The sequence below is a fragment of the Halobacillus sp. 12SKB genome (genome assembly GCF_052941655.1).
Genome location: NZ_JBRFWR010000001.1, coordinates 696,856 through 717,948, shown reverse-complemented (window position 1 = coordinate 717,948; position 21,093 = coordinate 696,856). Strand labels below are relative to the sequence as shown.

Below are 21,093 nucleotides of genomic sequence, written 5' to 3'. Positions count from 1 at the left end.
GAAGAGGTGTTTAAAAGGAAAAATAATCCATAAATATTTCAATATCTTTAAGTATTGTATAGACATATTTTCGAAAATTCAATAAAATAGAGTGTAGATAGATAAGGAGGGTGAGTGTTGTGGCAGATTATCAACTAATTGAACCGAGCCCATTGCGGAAGCTTCAAATGAGTCGCACTTCCTCTTTATATGACGTTTACCTGGATTATTTAAGGAAGTATCCTAGAAGGGATGCTGTCTTGCGGACAAAAGACTACATCCTCTCCCATTTTCCTATAACCATTGATGAACAAATTGTCTGCATGGAATTTTTTTATATGAATGATTTTTTTGAAGAGCTGTCTGTCATTACAGAATCCTCTTACATAAATAAAGAAGTGGGTCATTTGTATCGAGTGATCCTGTCTCAGACCGGTAGAGATAAAAACAAAAATTACTTAGACGAGCTAAAAGATCTCCATTTTACGCATCCATCGTTACGATGTCTTCATTTGTTCACCCTTGTTTATTCTTATCAGGACTTGAAAGTATTTACAGCATTGGATAAATACTTGGATGAATGCGATCAGGCGCTGCAGCAAGTAGACGAGCCTTTGATGTATTATTATTTGAATCAACGTTATCAAGAGCTGCTTTTTTATCATTATTGGAAGACTAATAACTCTATTCTTGCAAGCCGTTATGCATATAAAATGATCAACACAGAAGTTTCCTCCAGAAGAAAGAGCCGCATGCATCATGATTTGGCTTTATGTCAGCTTTTTAATGGCTATGAATCTTCTATGGAATCGTTACTAAAGTCCATGGAGATTGCTCGAAAACATGGGCATTCACGTTTTTTGCAAACGGTAAAAAACCGCTCCCTTCCTTTTATATCTTCCTTTCATCAGAGAACAGAAGGGATATCTACTACAGATCCAGTAGAGCAGGCTCATCTTGCTTTAGCGCGAGGAGATTATGAGAAAACCCAGGAGATTCTGCATTCCTTTCCATCACTCACTCCCTTTCAAGAAAGTTACCTGGGTCTGGCTACAGGGAACAGGGAGATGCTGAGACATTCCTATCATCGTTTTATTCAAGAACAAGGGGATTACTTCTTTGCTCAATTACCACTAGCGTATTTAGAAAGAATATAAAAATAAATGGGGGTATTCTTTTATGAAAAGGTTAGCCGGATTGTTTGTTGTTCTTTTACTGACGTTTGCAGGCTCATGGGGGATAGGTGAGAGTAAGACCGCCTACGATCCGATCGATGGAGGGTATTGGAGTATAGAAAATCCAGAAATTTAAAAGTATAAGAAATAGAAAAGGTGTCCTTCCAGTATTGGAATAGGACACCTTTTTTTGTTCTCAACTATTCGTTCTTTTTCTTGCGTCGTTCGGGCAGCGGCTCTTTTCGTATCATCTTCGTAAAGGCATAAACGAAGAGAATGATGATGACTGTAAACGGAAGAGCAGAAACGAGAGAAGCTGTCTGCAAAGCATCCAAGCCACCGGCGACCAGTAACACGCCGGCAATGGCTGCCATCAGGACACCCCAGATCACTTTAATAGCAAGGGCAGGCGTCAGACTGCCATTCGTTGTCATACTTGCCAAAATATAAGTGGCTGAGTCCGCGGATGTGATCAAGAACGTAGCAATCAACAAAATTGATAAGAAAGATAAAATACCTGTAAGAGGCAGATATTCATAAGCTTCGAAGAGAGCGACCGTCACATCATTGTTGACGGCTTCAGCGATTTGCGTTCCATTGTTCAAGTCACTGTTCAAGGCTGTACCACCAAAAACGGCGATCCACAAACAAGCGATCAGCGGTGGTACGACAAGGACACCGAATATGAACTCCCTGATTGTTCGACCACGGGAAACGCGGGCAACGAATGCCCCTACGAATGGTGACCATGCAATGACCCATGCCCAATAGAAAATCGTCCAATCCCGGAGCCAACTCCCACCTTCATAGGGAGTCAATCTAAGACTGTACCCCACAAAGTTGGTAATATAGTCTCCGATCCCTAAGGTGAAACTATTTAAAATAAAGACCGTCGGCCCGGCGAAGAAGACAAATAAAAGTAAAACTAAGCATAGAGCCAGGTTCAAGTTACTGAGCCATTTGATCCCTTTTTCTAATCCAGTACTGGATGAGGTTAAGTATAAGATGAGCAGTACGCCTGTTATGATAAGCTGGATCGATGTACTATTTGGAATGCCGAATACGGCGTTCAACCCACCGTTCATTTGAAGGATACCGAGTCCTAAGGATGTGGCGATTCCCATCACTGTAGCGATGACGGCTAATGAGTCGATGGTGTACTTCACGGGCTTTGATTTCCCGAGCACGGGTTCAAGAGCAGTAGACACGAGACCGTTCTTATCCTTTCTGAATTGCAAGAAGCCAATAAGCAGGCCGACAATGGCGAAAACGGACCATTGGTTAATTCCCCAGTGGAAAAAAGAGTATCCCATAGCGACACGCGCAGCATCCTCAGTTTGGGCATCCAAATCTGAGAATGGCGTTTCAAAGAAGTGGCTCATCGGTTCTGCCACTCCCCAGAATACAAGCCCTACCCCGAATCCGGCAGAGAAGAGCATGCCGATCCAAGTGAAGAAAGGAAATTCAGGCTTTGAATCTTGAGGCCCGATTTTGATCTTTCCGTATTTACTCAGTCCGAGAGCAGCCAGGAAAATGACAAAGCCGAAGACGGAAATGAGATAAAACCAGCCGAAATTAATCGTAGTGAAATCAAATAAGGTACCGGCGACTGTACCGAAGCCTTCTGGATTAATGGCTCCTACGATGACGAGGACAGTGATGACGGTTGCAGAAATGAGGAAAACAGGGTTTTTGATTTGATCTTTCATCGTGGACTCCTTTCATGAATCATAAGTAATAGATGAACATGAATTTGATGATCGGTTTGTTTATTCCCTACATTTTCCTGCGAAAAACATTTACGCGTTGAATTCGGATCGAAGCATCCCCATAAGGATCGTGTCATAGTGAGTGCCTTCCACATATTCATTTTTACGGAGCCGGCCTTCTGTCTGGAAGCCCGTTTTTTCGTAAAGTCTTAGCGCTTGTGTGTTGCCGCTCCACGTGTCCAGTTGAACACGTTCGAGGTTCAGGGTGTGAAAGAGGTGTTTCAACAAGGTTTGAATGATGTCCCTTCCATATCCATGCCCCCAATATTCTCTTTCCCCGATGCTCAAACCGATTTCTGCTGCCCTTGTCACGGGATTCAGGTTGCTGTAGCTGCATTTCCCAATAGGCACTCCTGTACTGATCGTATAGACGATGAAAACACGTCCGCTTTCCCATAGAGGCTGCGCAGTAAGATTTTTTTCATAGAAAGCTTCCAGATCTTCTTGTGGGTTGTTATTTTGATAGGCTGAGTCGCTCCCATGTGCGAGATTCGCTATTTCTTCATCATTCGCCCACTTGAATAAGTGTTTCAAGTCGTCCTTTGAAACAGGACGGAGTTCAACAAGATTTCCTTTCAGCATATCCATTCCCCCATGTTTATATATATCCCCCCATCGTATAAGAAAACTTTTCCAAAAGAAAGGGTTAAAAAAGGATTGGGTTAAGCGGTTTTAAACTCGGACAAGATGATATAGAGGAGGATTCACATGTTTGAAAAATGTACAGAAGTACGGCAGTGGTTAAGTGAATTTGATGGAGAATGGATGTTCGCGGGGGGATGGGCTATTGACCTTCATATCGGAGAAGAAACAAGGCATCACGATGATGTGGAAGTCGCCATTTTCCGTGAAAAACAGCATGAATTATATCAAGTATTGAAATCATGGGATTTGCAAGTCGTCAAACAGAAGGAACTCAAACGTTGGGAAGGGGAACCCCTCACTCTTCCTGTCCATGAAATCCATGCTTTTTCTCAAGAGGGTCATAGGTTCGAAATTCTCCTCAATGAAAAAAACAGGCACCGCTGGCAGTTCAGAAGAGATTCCTCTATTACATTTGAAATCAATCGTATGCACCTGCAGTCAGAACATGGACACCCGTATCTGAACCCTGAAATTGTTCTTCTCTATAAATCAACCCATACCACAGATAAAGACGAGGAAGACTTCCAAAACGTCTTTCCTTTCTTAAATGACCATCAGAAGGAGTGGCTGAAACAAGGACTGATGCATCACCAACCTGAACATCCTTGGCTCGAAGCTTTACTCTATTGAACGCTGTCCTTAAAAGAAACTTTTATAATGATATAAGCCCAGGAGACATCCGTCTTTTGGGCTATATTTATGTAGGGAAAATTCGACGAATTGTTTATTTTTTCTTTGTTTGGGTATTCGTTAAACATACATCATCGGATGCTACCCCTCGAATAATCATCCCCCTGTATCGAAAATACGTACAAGTTCTGGAAAGGAGTTTACAATGAAAAAAGTCACATCTGTTTTTTGGGTTACATTAGCCATTGCACTATTTTCAGTCGTCTGGGGTTCGGTTGCCCCCAAAAATCTAGAAAGTATTACAGGAAGCATCCAGTCTTATATCTCTGTTCACTTTGGATGGTACTACTTACTGATCGTTACTGGTTTTGTGATTTTCTGTCTTTATATGATTTTCAGTCCTTATGGAAAAATGAAACTTGGAAAGCCCACGGACAAGCCTGATTACAACTACGCGACATGGTTTGCGATGCTTTTCAGTGCCGGGATGGGAATCGGCCTCGTCTTCTGGGGAGCGGCAGAACCAATCTACTTTTATGCTAATAATGCTCCAACTGCAGAGACGGGAACAGCGGCTGCCCTGAATGAATCCATGCGATTCGTTTACTTCCACTGGGGAGTTCATGCATGGGGAATTTACGCAATCGTTGCTTTAGTTCTTGCATATTTTAAGTTCCGTCGAGGTGCGCCAGCTTTAATCAGTTCTACACTCGAGCCTCTGTTCGGAGATAAAATGAATGGACCGTGGGGGAAAGTCGTCGATATCATTGCCGTGTTTGCGACCATTGTCGGGGTAGCGACGACCCTTGGATTTGGTGCAGCACAAATCAATGGCGGTTTGACGTTCTTAACACCCCTTGAAGATTCATTTGGTGTTCAGTTGATCATCATCGGTGTCGTTACCGTTTTATTCATGATTTCTGCATATACTGGATTGAGCAAAGGAATCCGCTATTTGAGTAATACGAATATGGTCTTAGCGATAGCTTTGCTTGCCATCATGTTGATTGTGGGTCCGACGCTCTTCATTATGAACATGTTTACAGACACGATCGGTGCTTACTTACAAAACCTGCCGACCATGAGCTTCCGTCTTGCACCGAACAGTGAAGAAAATCGTACATGGATCAACAACTGGACGGTCTTCTACTGGGCATGGTGGATTGCTTGGTCCCCGTTTGTCGGAATCTTTATCGCTCGTGTGTCCAAAGGACGTACGATCCGCGAATTTTTATCAGGTGTGCTGCTTGTACCGTCTGCTGTAGGTTTTCTCTGGTTCTCCACTTTCGGTTCTTCTGCTATCCAAGTCCAACAAGATCAAGGTGGACTTTCCGATCTAGCTACAGAACAAGTGATGTTTGGAACATTTGATAATTATCCACTAGGATTGATCCTGTCAATCATCGCAATGGTATTGATTGGAACATTCTTCATTACATCCGCAGACTCTGCAACCTTCGTATTAGGAATGCAGACGACAAACGGATCACTGACCCCGCCTACGATGGTTAAGTTTGTATGGGGGATTGTTCAGTCATCCATGGCTGCTGTTTTGTTATATTCCGGTGGTTTGCAGGCCCTGCAGAATGCTCTTATATCGGCTGCCTTTCCATTCTCTTTCATCATGATCTTAATGGTCGTATCCTTATATAAAGCCATTCGTGCAGATAAAATCGCACTCGATCGAGGGAAGGATAAAGAAGAAAAAACATCTGCTTAATCTAAGAAGGAACTTCCACGTTACGACGTGGGAGTTCCTTCTTCCATACTTTTCTGTCCTGGAAAAGTGGTGTGCATATGAAGATTGATAGAGTCTGGGGAAATCTTATATTTTTGAAGGGGTCTCGATTCACGGGGATTTGAATTTAGTTTTGTACTCATTGTGTTTCTTTTCATGAAAATGTATCATAAAACCTTAGAGAAATCTGATAGAATAATAAGGAAAAGGGTTAGATATAAAAGGAGCCAAAGATATGTGGGAATGGAGAAATATTTACCGTGGCATGCTGATGGGAGCGAGTGACGTCGTTCCAGGTGTAAGTGGGGGGACAATTGCTGTCGTTCTCGGCATTTACGACCGTCTGATCGAAGCCATTAACGGTTTTTTTAGTAAGGAATGGAAGACACATTTGAAATTCTTGCTGCCACTTGGAATTGGAGTGGTGATCGCCATCGGTTTGATGGCCAACTTAATCGAATGGTTATTTGAACACTACCCGGGCCCGACGCAGTTTTTCTTTCTTGGCCTGATCATCGGAGTGCTGCCGTACTTAACACATAAAGCAGATGTGAAACATAATTTTAAAGCGAAACACTTCTTATTGCTGCTTATAGGAGCCGTCTTAGTCGCCTCCATGGCATTTTTCCAGACAGCAGAGTCTGAACCGATGCAAAACTTATCGTTGGCTGGATACATTTTGTTGTTTTTCTCTGGATGGATTGCCAGCAGTGCTATGATTCTACCTGGAATCAGCGGCTCATTTATCTTATTAATTATTGGGGTATATACGACCGTAACTTCAGGGATTTCTGACTTCCGAATTGATATCATCGCTGTAGTGGGGGCAGGAATCGTTTGTGGAATCGTGGTAATGAGTAAGATTGTTAAATTTTTCCTTGAAAATTATACATCTGGAACCTTTGCGGTCATCATCGGTCTAGTCATTGGTTCTGTATTTGTTATTTTTCCTGGACTTCCTGAAGCTGGAGTGATGATGCTTGTCAGTATCGCTGCACTCCTTGGGGGGCTGGTTGCTGCCTGGCTGCTAGGCAGAGTGGAATACAAGTAAGCCTGACGAAAGACAAATTCATACATTTTGGGTATGATAAGAAGTAGTTATTTATAAAGGAGATTGAGTTTGATGGAAGCCATTCATACAACGGATAAGTTCAACGAAACAATTGCAAGCGACCGTCCAGTCATCGTGAAATTCGAAGCGGACTGGTGCCCGGATTGCCGACGCATGGATATGTTTATCGGAGACATCCTAGAAGAATATAATGGGTACGATTGGTATAATGTTAATCGCGATGAACTTCCAGAGATTGCAGAAAAGTATGAAGTGATGGGGATTCCAAGCATCCTGATTTTTAAAGATGGAAACAAAAAAGCCCATCTTCATAGTGCGAATGCTAAAACTCCAGAAGAGGTAGAGGAGTTTTTACAAGCAAGTCTTTAATAAGCGCGTCCACATGGTCATGCCATGTGGACGTTTTCTGTAAGGAGGTGCTCTCTTGTCAAAAAGGTTACTGCTCGTCGGTGCTGGTCATGCCCACCTTGAAATTTTAAGACAATTGCGGAGTGAAATTTGGAGACAGGTCGATGTTTGTATGATTACACCTTCGCCTTATCAGTATTATTCAGGGATGTTTTCAGGGTACACAGAAGGCCTTTACTCTGAAGAGGATATTCGTGTGGATATACGTCAGTTAGCGAATGCTTCCAACGTCCATTGGATACCAAAAAAAGCATCCTTCATAAAACCTCAGCAAAAAAAGGTCGTATGTGAAGATGGGTCTGTCTATCCCTTTGATGTCGTAAGTTTTGATATTGGGTCTAAAAGTTTGCCCTTATCGTTTGAGGACTCAGCTGCGCGGACAATTAAGCCGAATTACGAATTTACAGAGCAGATTAGAACATTGAGAAAAACCACCAAACCACTGATTGTCGGAGGGGGGGCGGCTGGAACGGAGCTTGCGATGTCGATCCAAGCTTATAAGGATAAACACAAAATCCCTGGTCAAGTCCGTTTGATCACGTCTGATCGAATACTGGCAGATGGACCACGGTACGTCTCAGCAAGGTTGAAAAAGTTATTGGAGAAAAAAGGGATACGCGTCTGGCAGGACGAACATGTCGAAGAAGTTTTTGAAGAATTCGTCAAAACGGACAGCGGTAATCGAGTTCGCCATACGGGTGTTCTTTGGCTGGGAGGCGCGATTGGAGATCCGATTTTTGAAAAGTCTTCACTCGCCATAGATGAGCGCTCTTTCGCACTTGTACGATCTACCCTGCAATTCCGTGACTATGATTACATCTTTGGGGCAGGGGATTGTGTCACAATGATTGATCATCCGAACCTTCCGAAAAGTGGTGTGTATGCTGTGAGACAGGGTCCGGTTCTTTGGGAGAACTTGAAAAATTACCTTTCCGGCTTACCATTGGACTCGTTCGTTCCACAGAAAAATGCTCTGTATATTTTATCAACAGGGGGGAAGAAAGGTTTTCTTGTGTATGGACCTGTCAGTTCGCATAATAAGAAGGCGTGGCAGTTAAAGAACAAAATTGATCAGGAGTTTATGGGTAAATATAAATAATAAGAGTCTTGGATAGCGCCCCCTTCGACGCTATCCAAGACTCTTTCTTTTTGACTAAAGCTCCCTATTCTTGAAGACTCAGTTTCGAGGCGATTGTGTGGTTCTAGGGGCTCCGGGAAAAGGTTCGTCTTGCTCCATCGTCCAGACACTCGAGTCATATTCCGTCAGCTCAGTCCAGTCCATACGCCGCTGATCGAGGCGCCTCACCGCGCTCCCGCGGAAAGCGAGTTATTCCCCGCAGCCCCCACCACTCAATAAAAGTCTCGAAACTGAGTCTTCAAGAAACCTGCCAAATAGTTGGATAGTGCTTATAGTTTCAGCCAGGTTCGTACTTTGTTGCGGAAGAAGTAAGTTGTGACAAGGAGGAGGGTGAAGACACTGAAGGCGATGAGAATCAGTGTACGGTCTCCGCTTGCAAGACTGGTTCCGACCAGGCTGTATGCGAACGTTCCAGGAAGCATACCGATCACCGTAGCTAGAACGAAAGAGAGAAACTTCACCCTCGTCATTCCTGCTAGATAACTTAATATGTCGAATCCGACGAGTGGAATGAGGCGCAGGATGAACACATAGAGAAAACCTTGCCCCTGCATCCGCTCATAGATGTTTCCCGCCCATTTCGACTGATGAAACTTGAGTACAGAGTCTCCGAAAAATCTCCCCATGATATATCCAGTCACCCCAGCTCCTGTAGCTCCGATGACGATATAGAGCATCCCGGGCCAGATTCCATAGGCGAAAGCCGCAGCGAGCGAAAGGACAGAGGTAGGAAAAACAACAATGGGGCCGATGGCATACAGACCCATAAAGATGAGTGGTCCTATAGCACCGAACGATAGAATATAGGAACGGATATTATCCGCACTGACGTCGAACCGGGAGCGTACAAACCAGGCAAGAGCAATAAACAGACCAAGGAACAAAGCTGTCCGTAATATGTTTTTCCTGTTCATAGAATCTCTCCGCTGAAGGTCTGTATGGAACCTTTTGGAATGGTTACTTGGACTTCCCGTGTATCGAGCGTTTCATCGACGGGGATAGATATTTTCTTCTCAAGCTCGTGGACATATAAATGTGCTACCGGCCGGCCGTGCTGGTAAGTGATATGCTCGACAGTGGCGTGGTAGCTGACTCCATTTTCCGATGTTTTACGGGTTCCTACTTGAACGGCATGTAAAGGGGTGAATTCGTGATCATTTAAAATGAGATGCCCCCCTAAAAAGGAAGCAACCCTGATATTTGCAGGGGACTTGTGTAACGTTTCAGCTGTGCCGATCTGTTGGAAGTTCCCTCCTTCAAATACAGCGATTTGATCACCCATGATCATGGCTTCTTCCATATCATGAGTAACGAATACCGCAGTCGTTTCTCTCGAGGCAAGAAAGTCACGGACCCAGTATCTCAAATCCTGTCTTAACGCTGGGTCCAGACTACTGAAGGGTTCGTCAAACAGAATCACTTCAGGTTCTGTGGCCATCGCACGGGCGAGAGCCGTCCGCTGCTGCTGTCCTCCGGAAATCTCGGAAGGGTAATAGTCTCGGTAACGCGCCATACCAATCGCATCCAGTAAAGAATCAATTTTTTCTTCTTTATATTTCTTTGAGACTTTTGCTCCGTAAGCGATATTTTCTTTTACGGTCATATGTGGAAAAAGCAGAGGCTGTTGAAAAACGAGACTGATGCTCCGCCGGTTCGCCTTCTGTTTGGTAATGTTTTTTCCATTCATGATCATTTCACCATCTGTCGGCTTTTCAAGCCCTGCAAGTATACGGAGCAGGGTGGTTTTTCCACTGCCTGAAGGCCCGACGATACTTATGATTTCACCTTTCTTAAGTTGGAAGGTCAGGTCTTTCAAAATCGTATCTTGATTAAAGGTTTTTGTGATGTTTTTCATTTCTAATTTCGTCTGTTTCATCGATGATTCCTCCATGGCAATCGAGAGTAGGGGAGAAACATCATCAAAGCTTCAATGATGATGTACATGAAAATCGGAATGAGTGCGAACCAGATTGAGAATGCCGCCATGATCGATGTGTTCGCATTATCGAGAAAAGGGAAAAAGACCAATGGCAATGTTACTACCCGACCGCCGCCAATAATGGCGGTGAGGGCATATTGACTTAAGCTGATCACAATCGTTAAAAAAGTGAGGCTCCGGATCGCAGGTCTGAGTAAAGGGAGTTCTACGGTGAAGACCTGTGTCCAAAACCCTGCTCCAAGAATGTGAGGCTGCTCCATCATTGCTTTTCCCATTTGCTGATAACTGTTATGAAAGATCTTGATACTGTATGGGACGGTCGGTACCAGATGGATAAGCATCACGCCCCCAATGGTGTCTGCAAGACCGATACGAATCATGAATAAATGCAGGCCCATGGCAATGGCCAGGGATGGTATTAAAATCGGTGATAAAAGCAGAGCCTCCAACCATGCTTTTCCACGGTAAGCATAGGAGGACAGCGCCTTTCCTGTAAACAAACCGATTGCGACATTCATGAAAAGTACAGCAAACCCGATTCCGATGGAGATGAACGTCGCTTCCCACAACTGCGGATTTCCAAAGAGGACGGAATACCCTTGCATTCCCCAGTCTATGCCTTGTCCCGTATGGAAGCGCCAGGGAGCACTAAAGCTTTGCAATAGCAAAGCGGTTAGCGGAATGACGAAGAGAAGCAAAGTCAAAATAAGAAACAGCGTTTTTTTACGAATCATGGTCGATCCCCCCTCATCGCTCTCCATCTGGGCCTGCTTAATCCATAATAGCTTATCAATGTCAGCGCTAAGAGGAATAGACTAGTCAGGACCATGGCGGCAAAGGCCAATGGACGATCGTTCCAGGAACTTCCATAGAACCATTCATACCCGAGCACGGATATCATCTCCGGAAAAGTGGTGCCGATGAGAGCTGGAACCTCATAGGCCGCCAGAGTGAAGGAGAAGATGATCAAAAATGATTCCACGAGAACAGGGAAGAGGTGTGGCAGATCGATTGTAGTAAAGCGGTGCCAGGCATTTCCTCCAAGGCTGTCTACAAGAGCGTAATACTCAGGGCGGATAGACGTAAACACAGGGAAAAGCAGCAGAATGACAAGAGGGACTTCTTTCCATATATAGGTGATGATGATTCCTATACCTTCCGGATCACGGGTCCATACAGGAAAGTTTGATGTATCTTCCATCCATCCGGCAGCTGCAAAGGCTTGTGATATCCACCCTGTTTCCGAGAGTAGGAGAATGACCATGTATCCCCAAACGAAATGAGGAAAAAGCATCGGAATCCAAACCATGAGCCTTTTAGAGGTTCGGGCTAACAATGGGTGAAACGCCTTTGTGAAACCAAGCCCGAGGATGATGGAAGCAATGGTAGCTATTCCTGCCGTTCGAATGCTAAACCAGACAGAAGAAAGAAACCGTTCCGAGTCTAGAATTTCTTTATAATGAGTTAACCCTTCGCCACCTATGCTTTGAATGACCGCGTGTATGAAGCCATAGAAGGGGATAACCAAAAAGCTGATTACAGGAAGAAAGAGAAGAAAGGTTCTATTATTGAACAACTTCATTGAACCACTGTTCCTTCATCCAATCGACATAGCCGGCTTCTGATTCTGGCAGGAAGCTTTCTTCAAGTTCTTCTGCTGATAATACGCTCTTCCCGCGTTTCACAGCTTTGAATTCCTCTATAACGTCTTCAGGCAATTGGTCGAAGCTGATCGGTGTATTCTCGCCCCAGTCATCCGGTTTATATTTTTCCAGTTGGGCTTCTGGAGAAAGCATGAAGTTGATGGCGGTCAACGCACCGGGTTGATTGGGGCTGTTGAAGGGGATGGAGAGGAAATGTGTATTTCCAATCGATCCTGGTTCCATCACGAACGAACGTGTAGATTCAGGGAAAACGCCTTCTTTAATCAGTGATTCAGCCCGCGATTCGTTATATCCCATCGTCATCCACACTTCCCCTTGACTGTACAACTGGTCTAACTCTGTCAGGCTGTTTGGATAATGCTCCCCTGAGCGCCAAAGGTTTTTCTCCATTTCATTAAGGTACGACCATGTCCGTTCGGCAGTTGGAGTGATGTTGTTCTCTTTCAATGGCTGCTCAAAAACATCTGAAGGCTTTTCTGCTTGTGCGTATAACACGTGTCTCAGGAAGGCATTGCCTGTGAAATCTTCCGCTCTCGGATAGGTGAATCTGCCGGGGTTCTCAGCCACCCAATTTTGTAATTCTTCGAATGTAGCGGGAGGGTTTTCAACTTTTTCTGAATCATAATGAAACACGAATTGGACTTTGCCCCAGGGCGCTTCCATTCCTTCTACTTTTGTTCCGAAATCCCTTTGGAAAGCTGGGTCTTCGGTATTATAGTAATCATTGAAATTAGGAAGCACATCTGTGAAAGAACCGATCAGCAACTCGTTTGCTTTTGCGTTTTTGAAATTCTCTCCATTGATCCATATCACATCAATCGAGCCCTCTTGTTTATTCGCTTGTTTCTCCGTTTGGAGTTTTTGTAAAATTTCCGGTGTGTCGAGAGGGATGCGTTTCAGCGAAACCCCATATTGGTCTTCGAGTTGTGGTGTGACATAGTCATCAATGTAGGCATTGATTCCTTCATCTCCTCCCCACATGTACAGGCGGACTTCTGTCCCATCTGCTGCAGCTTCGATTTCTTCCCACGAAGCTTCTGTCCAATCTTTTTTATCTGTAGATGTTTCACTGCAAGCTGTCAAAAACAGGATCGCAAGCAGGAAACATGGCATGAAATTCTTCAAGCGCATCTCCCCCTATGATTCTCATTATATGGGTACTGCATAAATCCCTCTGTCATTTATCATACAAACAAACGGAACGAAAAAAAACTAATACTACTTTCGTAATGCGTGAACTCAAAAATATAAGGGTAAAGGGAGGGAAAAGGAGGACGGAGATGTGATTTATGATCAATTCGCAAAACCAGAAGGATTAGCGGGCAAGTTTGCTGGAATGTTTATGGAAAGAGAAAACAGGGAGTTGAATGATTGGACCTTGTCTTTTCTGGATGTAGGAAAGGAAGATCGCGTTTTAGAGGTCGGGTTTGGTTCAGGAGCAGCTTTGAAAAAAATAGCTGCCCTGGAAACAGAGGAATTGTATGGAATTGATCCGTCAGAAGCGATGGTTGAAATGGTTTTAAAGAAGTTGAATGATCAAACGCATTCAAAACAAATCGGTATCATCCACGGAGAAGCCTGTCAGCTGCTTCATTTTAATAAACCATTGGACAAAATCTATGCCGTCAACAATATCACGTTTTGGAAGCGCCCGGTAGAAATTCTTCGTCATTTGCGGAGGCTGCTCAGTGAAAGGGGGAAAATCGCGCTGACCATTGTTCCTCATGAAGATGAAGCGACCGATGACACGACGGAGGTGCTGGGTGGTCAGATGCAAAACCTTCTTATAAAAGCGGGGTTTCAACAGGTATGCATCCATTACAAATCTGAAAAACCCAACGATGCTGTCTGTGTGACAGGAATGAAAAAAGATATGATAGGATAAGGAAAAAAGGGGGAAGCATATGAAATTAAAAAAAGAAGAAAGAGAGTATATGGTAGATCAAATCAAAGAATACTTTGAATTAGAACGGGGAGAGGTGATCGGGGATCTTGCTGCTGAACAATGGGTACATAGGTTGGCGGAAGAGATGGGTCCCTTCTTTTATAACAAAGGAGTAGCAGACGCGAGACAGATGGTAGAACAGAAGGTTATGAATGTCGATGAAGATCTCCGTTCCCTTGAACGCCCCGCTGGTAAACCGGCACGCAGGTAAAAAAACACCGCTTCATTAAGCTGAAGCGGTGTATGTTTTTTCATCATCTTCGTAATCTACTTCCATATCTTTTTCTATTTGTTGTTCTTCCACTTGTTGATTCCATTCAAAATGTTCTAACTGCTCGTTCAAGTCAGCTACCATATTTTCAAGGCGATCGGTTTCTTTGATCATCTGCTGGAAGGCTGCTTGCTGCTCGACAGTAGATGCAGAAATTTCTTCTGTGCCTGCCGCTGTTTCTTCCACGATACTGCTCACATTCTCTACAGAAACGTAGACATTCGCACTTTTATCTTTGGAATCATCCAATCCACGGACTAGAGATTCCAGCTGTTCATCGATGGACTTCACTTGAGCGCTTATTTTTTCAAAAGCGGTTTTCGATGTATCTACAGAATCGTTTTGCAGTTCAGAAATTTGGATGGTTTTCTGCATTTCCTGTTCAATGACTTGAACGCCATCTCTAATTTGCGTCACCATTTCAGTGATGTGACCTGTAGCTGAAGTGGACTGATCAGCAAGTTTACGCACTTCTTCCGCGACGACGGCGAATCCCTTACCATGTTCACCTGCTCGTGCTGCTTCAATGGCAGCGTTCAGAGCAAGAAGATTCGTTTGTTCTGCAATATCATTGACCAGTTTGACGGTGGATTCGATTTGATCCGTATGTTGGATGAAGTGATTGACGGATTCTTCTACGTTTGCAATCGAAGCAGCGCTTCGGTCCATCAGCGCCCGTTGGTCTGTAATGCTCGTCTGCCCCTCATCCACATAAGCGAGCGCTTGCTGACTGGATTTCCTGGATGATTGGCCTTGTTCACGGTTCATTTCAAAGCCTTGGTGGAGATCATCCATGAGATTGGCTACATCCTGAACATCTTCAGAAATGGATTGGCTCCCTTGGGCCAGTTCATCGGTTGAATTGGCTACTTGACTCGATATTTCCGAAAGGCCGCCCATCTCCTTATGAAGACGGGAACTGAAATCCTGTACATTATGTCCGATGTGGTGAACGGATTGGACTGTCCCTTCCAAGTTATCGATCATCGTACGGAATGATCGTTTCAATTGCCCAATTTCGTCTTTCTCTTTATTGCTCACATCAATGGAAGCTTTCAAGTTTCCATTGGCTACTTCTGATGCTTGATCAGCGAGATCACGGATCGGGCGGGCAATATGCTTCGTCAGTCTTGTCGTTGATAGAATCGTAGAAACTACGAGGACCGCTGCCGCAATGATGGTGAACCAAATCAGGTTTTGAATCGTCTGTTTTTGGTTCATCATTTGATCGTCATACCAGGATTGGGCTTCTTTTTGAAGCATGTAGATATCATTAATGATTCCACCGGTACGGGCGGATTGACGCTGCACTTCATTAGTATCGTTGCTTGCCAGTGCCTCTGAAGCAATCTTTGTCCAATTCTCAAATTTTGCCTGTGCCTGGTTGTACCATTGCTCCTGAGCTTCCGTTGCAATCAGCGGTTCCATATCCTCGAAGATGCTGCCGGTCTGTTCAATCAGAACTTCAGCTTCGCTCCGAGAGGCTTCGGATGGATTGTATCCGTAGGTCGTCAATGCCTGTTCCACACTGACGAGCTGGCCATGCAGTTCCTTACCTTCAAGTAAAATTTGGACATCTTGATTGGACGAGCGTTGTAAATCCATCATTTGAAAAACGATGAAACTGATGAGGGCCAGGCATAAAAGGAGTGGAATCAGTGTCATTGTATATAATCTTTTTCCGATGGTCATCACGTTTCCCCCTTACTTTCCTGTCGCTTCATTTAATAGATTTTGTTCTTCTGGGCTCAATTCAATTAAGCGGATTGGAGCAAGACCTACACCATTTTCTTCAATGCCGAGCGTTTGTGTGCCTCCATCGAGCTTTTGTCCATCACTCAAGAGTTTCATCACATCGTAAAGAGCGACGTTCACATTCTTAAGCATGGAAGAGACGACGGCTTCTTCAGCTACGAAAAACTGGTCGCTGTCCACACCAAACGCGTAGATTCCTTGTTTCTGAGCTTCTTTCAAAACTCCGATCCCTGTAAAACCTGCTGCAGGAAAGACGAAATCAGCACCTTCTTCCACCATGTCGTTCGTAATGGAAGCTCCTTGCTCGTCATCATCGAACGTTCCTGCATACTCAGAAAGGATTTGCGCATCTGCATTTGCTTCTTTTACACCTGCTTTGAAACCTTCTTCAAAACGTTCTACGACAGGAATTTTTTCCCCGCCAATAAACCCGACGGTATCTGTTTTTGTTTTCATTCCAGCGATAAGGCCGATCAAATAACTGCCTTCATCTTCCTTAAAGGTGATAGACGTGACATTATCGAGTTCAGATACAGCATCAATCATCACGAATGACTGATCCGGGTTTTCTTTCGCTAATTTTTCAATAGCTTCCTGCGAATTATAGCCAAGTCCGATGATGACGTCATGGTCCTGCTCCAACAGCTCCTGGGCATTCTCTTTATAATCCTGATCGAACGGTTCCCGGTAATCGAAAGTGATGCCTAACTCATCACGGGCTTGTTCGAGTCCTTGAAAAGCTGAATCACTGAAAGAATCATCACCGAGTCCGCTGTCTGTGACGATAAGGCCAGCGCTGATCGTATCTTCTGTATTCGCTTGCGTTTCATTGTTCGCACATCCAACCATTCCTACAAGTAAGGAAAGGAGGACGAAGGGTATGTATAGACGTTGCAATATCACCACTCCTTGTTATGATGTCTGACATCTATAAATATCGGTAAAAACCAGGACAATTTAAATAGGAGGGAAGACTTAATATCCTCACACCACAAAAGCTCCCTTTTCTTGAACACTCAGTTTCGAGACTTTTGATAAGTGGATGGGGGCTGCGGGGAACAGCTCGCTTTCCACGGGAGCGCGGTGAGCCTCCTCGGACTGCGTCCTGTGGGGTCTCACCCTGCACTTTTTTCCTCTACGATATCCGGTTCTGGCGCCTAGCGGCTAGTGAGACTTCCCTCGCTTCTGTACGATAAGTCAACATCGAATCACTCCGTTCTTCGTGTTTCCTTTATCTCCGCCAGCTCCGTCCAGTCCATACGCCGCTGATCAAGGCGCCTGCACACTTAAGTTAGGAGTCTCGCCATTCCCCTCCGCCCCTTTGTCAAGGAAGATTCTCGAAACCACTACCAAAAGGTCAGCTCATATAATTATGGAAAGTGGGTTATAGAACACCTCCATAACACTTGAAAACTTAATCCACAGCGGTTTATACCTCTAACAGTTGGATAGTAGAAGACCCTCCAACTTGGTACGTGGGTTCGTTTCTCCCTTACACTGAAAGGGGTGGTTGGGAAGCTGCGAGACTCCCGCGGGAATGGATGGGCTGGCAAGACCCCACAGTGCGAAGCACGAGGAGGCTTGCCGTCATCCCCGCAGGAAAGCGAGTAGCTTCCCAGCCAACCCAGACGCTCCACAAGGCAACGAACCCTGGAAACATCTCAAAACTGAGTCTTCAAGAAACCTGCCATTTAGTTGAATAGTAGGGGGAATAGAAAAAACCACGATGACGTCAGGTCATCGTGGTTTTGGAGTGGCTTAATTGAAAAGCATCGGCTAAAAGCTCATAGGAGCGTAAACGATCTTCAAACGGAGTGACGATCGTGTTGACGATCACTTCATCTACGTTGTAACTCTCCGCCAGCTGTTCAATCTCTTCTTTTACTTTTTCAACAGAGCCAACAATCATCCGATTTCGGTTGTCTTGAATTCGTTCCTCTTCAAAAATGGTGTACTTATGGCTGAGCGCTTCATCAGGGGTAGGGAAATGTGTCCGTGTTCCACCTTGTTCAATTTGTAGAAGAGCAAGATCCAGACTCGCAGCAAGGTATTCTGCATGCTCATCCGTTTCTGCGCACACGACAAATACAGAAACATTTCCAATAGGACTACTTTGCTGCATAGAGGTTGTGAAATAATCTTGATAGCGATCCATAGCCCGTATTCCTCCACGTCCATTGATGAAATGAGCGAAGGAGTAAGAGACTCCTAAGTCTGCAGCCAAGCGTGCACTTGTCCCGCTTGATCCTAGCATCCATACGGGTGGTGCTGTTTCTCCTTTCGGTGTTGCATAAATGTCCATACCGTGTGGGTCCTGGCCGTGTAAATATGCCATTAACTCTTCCACTTGGGATGGATAGTCTTCGATGCTTGGCAGTTTCCCGCGGTTCAATGCTAAATTGACGTTGGGCATCCCTCCAGGGGCACGCCCCACCCCCAGATCGATGCGGCCAGGGTGGAGGGTTTCGAGGATTCGAAAATCTTCTGCAACTTTATAGGAGCTGTAGTGGGGAAGTAGTACGCCGCCTGTGCCAATTCTAATGTTTTCTGTATGAGCAGCCAGGTGGGCCGCAAGTATCTCAGGTGCAGACCCTGCGAGGCTGCTTGTACTATGATGTTCAGAAACCCAGAAACGGTGATATCCCAGCTTATCCGTCCACTTTGCGAGTTCTGTTGTTTGTTGTAAAGCTTCTTTTGGGTCTGTCCCTGTTAAGATAGGGGATTGATCCAATACACTTAATTTCATTTTCATACCCCTTTTACTTCTTTCGTTGTCATTCTATCTAACTACTATCGTCCCATGGGCTACGAATAGATGCAAATGTAAAACAATTCTTTTCCTTCTTTTCTCCAAACGAACCTTAACCAAAGCTCCCTATTCTTGAAGACTCAGTTTCGAGATGTTTGTGTGGTTCTGGGGGCTCCGGGAAAAGGTTCGCTTTCCATGGGGCGGGCGGTGAGCCTCCTCAGGCTACGCCTTCCGGGGTCTCACCTGTCCCACACGTCCCATAGGAGTCTCACCGTTTCCCTCCGCCCCTTTACTTTATAAGTGTCTCGAAACCACTTCTAAAAGGGACAGCTATTATGGTTGAAGGAAGTGGATGATTAGAACACATGTATTCATAAGTAAGGTTCCAATTCTTCTCCCCCGGGCGGGCATATAGTGTGTTGTATCAAGCATTCGCGTATCCTAAACGTCAATGGGATAGAGTTTATATCATTCACTACTCATAACCATACAAGTGATTTTTTAAGTAGTGGTTTCGAGAACCTTACTTGATTAAGGGGCGGAGGGGAATGGCGAGACTCCTAACTTAAGTGTGCAGGCGCCTTGATCAGCGGCGTATGGACTGGACTGAGCTGGCGGAGATAAAGGAAACACGAAGAACGGAGGGATTCGATGTTGACTTATCGTACAGAAGCGAGGGAAGTCTCACTAGCCGCTAGGCGCCGGAACCGGATATCGAAGAGGAAAAAAGTGCTTGGTGAGACCCCACAGGACGCAGTCCTAGGAGGCTCACCGCGCTCCCGCGGAAAGCGAGCTATTCCCCGCAGCCCCCATACTCTAAACAAAAGTCTCGAAACTGAGTCTTCAAGAAACCTGCCATATTCTTTAATAAATTATAAAAAGTATTTATTGGGGGAACAAAGAAAAACCGACTGTCTTGGGGACAGCCGGTATTCTCTGGAGTTATCGGGATAGGATGCCTAGTAAACCGTAAGTCAGGATAGACTGACGTTCCATTTTGAACATCTGGCGTACTCTAAGATCATCGGTATGTAGTGGTGTGAAGAAGATCGCTTCATTTCTGAATTCATCTTTCGGCTCTACGGCAAGCCACTCACCATCTTCAAGGCCTGAAATGATTTCAACGAGTTCTTGTTCTTCAATACCCGTTTCGATGTCACGGCGCTCCAGAATTCCTTCATCATTCATCACCCATGCATAAAGGTTTTTTTCGGTCTCCAACGCTTTTTCAACAGCGGTGACTACACCTAAAGCTTCATCTGTTATGATTTTTAGGTCCGCATGATAGCCAGCCAGCAATTCCTCTGAAGGATTTTCCGGGGAAACTGTGAAAGGATAGCGGCTTGAACGATGGACCTCGACTTCTTCTGGGTAGTTGTCAACAGAAGCTAATGTACCTGTCGTTTCATATTCCATTTCAGGTACATGAACTTCAACAACCATTTCTTCTTCAATTTCTTTCCGTTCCTGTTCAGGAATAGTTCCTTCTAATACTAGGTTCGTAGATTCCAATGTAAGAAGAGGAGCTTCAAGGTCTTCTGAAATTTCGCTGACCGTTCCTGAAAAAGCGCTTGTAACAGTAATTTGATCACCCTCGTCCTGAAGCTGGTCCAGTTGGTCTTCCACCATTTGGAGCATGGCTTCTTGCTTAGCCAGTTCAGCTTCTTGTTCGGCAACCTTCTCTTCTTTCATGTATTCGGTCTCAACGTAGGAAGGAGGGGTAGCTTCACTTGTATTGGAATTATTATTGAATGGACTTGAGTTACTGTTTGTGTCGGGAGGATCAGGTACGCGATAGCTCTCCACTTCGTCTATAAGATCTTCAATTGCATTAATTTCTTCTTCTAAACGGCTCACTTCGGACTCAAGACGAGCTTCTTCCTGATAATAGTTTAAGACATCATACGTGTAAAGGTCATCACCTTCGCTTACGGTGTCTCCTTCGTTCACAAGAAATTCGTTGAATGATCCAACATCTTCATTGAAATAAACCGGCTCTGTTTCTTCTGATGTGAACACGGCTTTTGTATCCATTTTTTCAAATAAATCATAGGTGATTGTCTTGGACCATTCCTTGATGTATGACTTGCGATCCACTTGTTCTCCTTCATCAAAGAAGATGAGGAAAGCATTGGTCGTAACGAAGGCGACAATCAAGATTCCAAGAATTCTGCCTTTAACATTGATTTTTTTCATAGTTCTTTACACCTGCTGCT

At 44.6% G+C, this 21,093-nt stretch carries 20 protein-coding genes; 9 read left to right on the top strand and 11 right to left on the bottom strand.

Annotated elements, in window-relative coordinates; translation table 11 throughout:
- The first annotated feature begins 119 nt into the window (after positions 1-119).
- Both ACQ4XT_RS03540 and ACQ4XT_RS03535 read left to right on the top strand, forming a co-directional pair.
- On the top strand, positions 120-1,136 hold the full coding sequence (locus ACQ4XT_RS03540) for an AimR family lysis-lysogeny pheromone receptor (RefSeq protein WP_446852529.1): 1,017 nt from the start codon (positions 120-122) through the stop codon (positions 1,134-1,136).
- A 22-nt stretch (positions 1,137-1,158) separates the two neighbouring features.
- Positions 1,159-1,290, top strand: a complete 132-nt coding sequence (locus ACQ4XT_RS03535; protein ID WP_446852528.1) for a hypothetical protein — start codon at positions 1,159-1,161, stop codon at positions 1,288-1,290.
- Positions 1,291-1,354: 64 nt separating this feature from the next.
- On the opposite strand, the gene ACQ4XT_RS03530 is transcribed toward ACQ4XT_RS03535, so the two are convergent.
- Positions 1,355-2,863, bottom strand: a complete 1,509-nt coding sequence (locus tag ACQ4XT_RS03530) for a BCCT family transporter (protein ID WP_446852527.1) — start codon at positions 2,861-2,863, stop codon at positions 1,355-1,357.
- A gap of 90 nt (positions 2,864-2,953) precedes the next feature.
- On the bottom strand, positions 2,954-3,505 hold the full coding sequence (locus ACQ4XT_RS03525; protein ID WP_446852526.1) for a GNAT family N-acetyltransferase: 552 nt from the start codon (positions 3,503-3,505) through the stop codon (positions 2,954-2,956).
- 126 nt (positions 3,506-3,631) lie between these two features.
- On the opposite strand from ACQ4XT_RS03525, the gene ACQ4XT_RS03520 reads away from it, so the two are divergent.
- From ACQ4XT_RS03520 to ACQ4XT_RS03500, 5 genes are all read left to right on the top strand, one after another.
- Complete coding sequence (locus tag ACQ4XT_RS03520) at positions 3,632-4,198, top strand: nucleotidyltransferase domain-containing protein (protein ID WP_446852525.1); 567 nt, start codon at positions 3,632-3,634, stop codon at positions 4,196-4,198.
- Positions 4,199-4,403: 205 nt separating this feature from the next.
- Positions 4,404-5,918, top strand: a complete 1,515-nt coding sequence (locus tag ACQ4XT_RS03515) for a glycine betaine uptake BCCT transporter (protein ID WP_446852524.1) — start codon at positions 4,404-4,406, stop codon at positions 5,916-5,918.
- A gap of 253 nt (positions 5,919-6,171) precedes the next feature.
- Positions 6,172-6,987 carry a DUF368 domain-containing protein gene (locus ACQ4XT_RS03510; protein ID WP_446852523.1) on the top strand — a complete coding sequence of 272 codons (816 nt, stop codon included), beginning with the start codon at positions 6,172-6,174 and terminating at the stop codon, positions 6,985-6,987.
- 72 nt (positions 6,988-7,059) lie between these two features.
- The gene (locus ACQ4XT_RS03505; RefSeq protein WP_089654526.1) at positions 7,060-7,377 is read left to right on the top strand and encodes a thioredoxin family protein; all 318 of its coding nucleotides are present in this window, start codon (positions 7,060-7,062) and stop codon (positions 7,375-7,377) included.
- A gap of 55 nt (positions 7,378-7,432) precedes the next feature.
- Complete coding sequence (locus ACQ4XT_RS03500; RefSeq protein ID WP_446852522.1) at positions 7,433-8,515, top strand: FAD-dependent oxidoreductase; 1,083 nt, start codon at positions 7,433-7,435, stop codon at positions 8,513-8,515.
- Positions 8,516-8,823: 308 nt separating this feature from the next.
- Here ACQ4XT_RS03500 and ACQ4XT_RS03495 read toward each other — a convergent pair whose 3' ends face one another.
- From ACQ4XT_RS03495 to ACQ4XT_RS03475, 5 genes are read right to left on the bottom strand one after another with little or no spacing between them, the layout of a single operon-like run.
- Positions 8,824-9,468 carry a TVP38/TMEM64 family protein gene (locus ACQ4XT_RS03495; RefSeq protein ID WP_446852521.1) on the bottom strand — a complete coding sequence of 215 codons (645 nt, stop codon included), beginning with the start codon at positions 9,466-9,468 and terminating at the stop codon, positions 8,824-8,826.
- A complete protein-coding gene (locus ACQ4XT_RS03490; RefSeq protein ID WP_446852520.1) occupies positions 9,465-10,430 on the bottom strand; it encodes an ABC transporter ATP-binding protein in 966 nt (321 codons plus the stop codon). The genes ACQ4XT_RS03495 and ACQ4XT_RS03490 overlap by 4 nt, the downstream gene beginning before the upstream one ends.
- Complete coding sequence (locus ACQ4XT_RS03485) at positions 10,427-11,227, bottom strand: ABC transporter permease (RefSeq protein WP_446852519.1); 801 nt, start codon at positions 11,225-11,227, stop codon at positions 10,427-10,429. The genes ACQ4XT_RS03490 and ACQ4XT_RS03485 overlap by 4 nt, the downstream gene beginning before the upstream one ends.
- Positions 11,224-12,075 (bottom strand): ABC transporter permease subunit, encoded by an 852-nt coding sequence (locus ACQ4XT_RS03480; protein WP_446852518.1) that lies wholly within the window; start codon positions 12,073-12,075, stop codon positions 11,224-11,226. The genes ACQ4XT_RS03485 and ACQ4XT_RS03480 overlap by 4 nt, the downstream gene beginning before the upstream one ends.
- The gene (locus tag ACQ4XT_RS03475) at positions 12,059-13,282 is read right to left on the bottom strand and encodes an ABC transporter substrate-binding protein (RefSeq protein ID WP_446852517.1); all 1,224 of its coding nucleotides are present in this window, start codon (positions 13,280-13,282) and stop codon (positions 12,059-12,061) included. Before ACQ4XT_RS03475 ends, ACQ4XT_RS03480 begins: the two co-directional genes overlap by 17 nt.
- Before the next feature lie 157 nt (positions 13,283-13,439).
- Between ACQ4XT_RS03475 and ACQ4XT_RS03470 the strand changes: the two genes are divergently transcribed.
- Both ACQ4XT_RS03470 and ACQ4XT_RS03465 read left to right on the top strand, forming a co-directional pair.
- Positions 13,440-14,042, top strand: a complete 603-nt coding sequence (locus ACQ4XT_RS03470; protein ID WP_446852516.1) for a class I SAM-dependent methyltransferase — start codon at positions 13,440-13,442, stop codon at positions 14,040-14,042.
- 19 nt (positions 14,043-14,061) lie between these two features.
- Complete coding sequence (locus ACQ4XT_RS03465) at positions 14,062-14,313, top strand: DUF2164 domain-containing protein (RefSeq protein ID WP_446852515.1); 252 nt, start codon at positions 14,062-14,064, stop codon at positions 14,311-14,313.
- A 15-nt stretch (positions 14,314-14,328) separates the two neighbouring features.
- Here ACQ4XT_RS03465 and ACQ4XT_RS03460 read toward each other — a convergent pair whose 3' ends face one another.
- The 4 genes from ACQ4XT_RS03460 to ACQ4XT_RS03445 all read right to left on the bottom strand — a co-directional run bounded on the left by ACQ4XT_RS03460 (position 14,329) and on the right by ACQ4XT_RS03445 (position 21,073).
- The gene (locus ACQ4XT_RS03460) at positions 14,329-16,065 is read right to left on the bottom strand and encodes a methyl-accepting chemotaxis protein (protein WP_446852514.1); all 1,737 of its coding nucleotides are present in this window, start codon (positions 16,063-16,065) and stop codon (positions 14,329-14,331) included.
- 12 nt (positions 16,066-16,077) lie between these two features.
- The gene (locus tag ACQ4XT_RS03455; RefSeq protein ID WP_446852513.1) at positions 16,078-17,025 is read right to left on the bottom strand and encodes a BMP family lipoprotein; all 948 of its coding nucleotides are present in this window, start codon (positions 17,023-17,025) and stop codon (positions 16,078-16,080) included.
- Positions 17,026-17,860: 835 nt separating this feature from the next.
- Entirely contained in the window at positions 17,861-18,874 is a 1,014-nt protein-coding gene (locus ACQ4XT_RS03450; protein ID WP_446852512.1) for an LLM class flavin-dependent oxidoreductase, read from the bottom strand.
- A 945-nt stretch (positions 18,875-19,819) separates the two neighbouring features.
- Positions 19,820-21,073 carry an efflux RND transporter periplasmic adaptor subunit gene (locus tag ACQ4XT_RS03445; protein WP_446852511.1) on the bottom strand — a complete coding sequence of 418 codons (1,254 nt, stop codon included), beginning with the start codon at positions 21,071-21,073 and terminating at the stop codon, positions 19,820-19,822.
- Positions 21,074-21,093 lie beyond the last annotated feature (20 nt).

Bases quoted from the DNA above. Each gene is read 5' to 3' on its own strand.
- ACQ4XT_RS03535 (WP_446852528.1), top strand. From the start codon at position 1,159: ATGAAAAGGTTAGCCGGATTGTTTGTTGTTCTTTTACTGACGTTTGCA.
- ACQ4XT_RS03530 (WP_446852527.1), bottom strand. From the start codon at position 2,863: ATGAAAGATCAAATCAAAAACCCTGTTTTCCTCATTTCTGCAACCGTC.
- ACQ4XT_RS03525 (WP_446852526.1), bottom strand. From the start codon at position 3,505: ATGCTGAAAGGAAATCTTGTTGAACTCCGTCCTGTTTCAAAGGACGAC.
- ACQ4XT_RS03520 (WP_446852525.1), top strand. From the start codon at position 3,632: ATGTTTGAAAAATGTACAGAAGTACGGCAGTGGTTAAGTGAATTTGAT.
- ACQ4XT_RS03515 (WP_446852524.1), top strand. From the start codon at position 4,404: ATGAAAAAAGTCACATCTGTTTTTTGGGTTACATTAGCCATTGCACTA.
- ACQ4XT_RS03510 (WP_446852523.1), top strand. From the start codon at position 6,172: ATGTGGGAATGGAGAAATATTTACCGTGGCATGCTGATGGGAGCGAGT.
- ACQ4XT_RS03505 (WP_089654526.1), top strand. From the start codon at position 7,060: ATGGAAGCCATTCATACAACGGATAAGTTCAACGAAACAATTGCAAGC.
- ACQ4XT_RS03495 (WP_446852521.1), bottom strand. From the start codon at position 9,468: ATGAACAGGAAAAACATATTACGGACAGCTTTGTTCCTTGGTCTGTTT.
- ACQ4XT_RS03490 (WP_446852520.1), bottom strand. From the start codon at position 10,430: ATGAAACAGACGAAATTAGAAATGAAAAACATCACAAAAACCTTTAAT.
- ACQ4XT_RS03485 (WP_446852519.1), bottom strand. From the start codon at position 11,227: ATGATTCGTAAAAAAACGCTGTTTCTTATTTTGACTTTGCTTCTCTTC.
- ACQ4XT_RS03480 (WP_446852518.1), bottom strand. From the start codon at position 12,075: ATGAAGTTGTTCAATAATAGAACCTTTCTTCTCTTTCTTCCTGTAATC.
- ACQ4XT_RS03465 (WP_446852515.1), top strand. From the start codon at position 14,062: ATGAAATTAAAAAAAGAAGAAAGAGAGTATATGGTAGATCAAATCAAA.
- ACQ4XT_RS03460 (WP_446852514.1), bottom strand. From the start codon at position 16,065: ATGACCATCGGAAAAAGATTATATACAATGACACTGATTCCACTCCTT.
- ACQ4XT_RS03450 (WP_446852512.1), bottom strand. From the start codon at position 18,874: ATGAAATTAAGTGTATTGGATCAATCCCCTATCTTAACAGGGACAGAC.
- ACQ4XT_RS03445 (WP_446852511.1), bottom strand. From the start codon at position 21,073: ATGAAAAAAATCAATGTTAAAGGCAGAATTCTTGGAATCTTGATTGTC.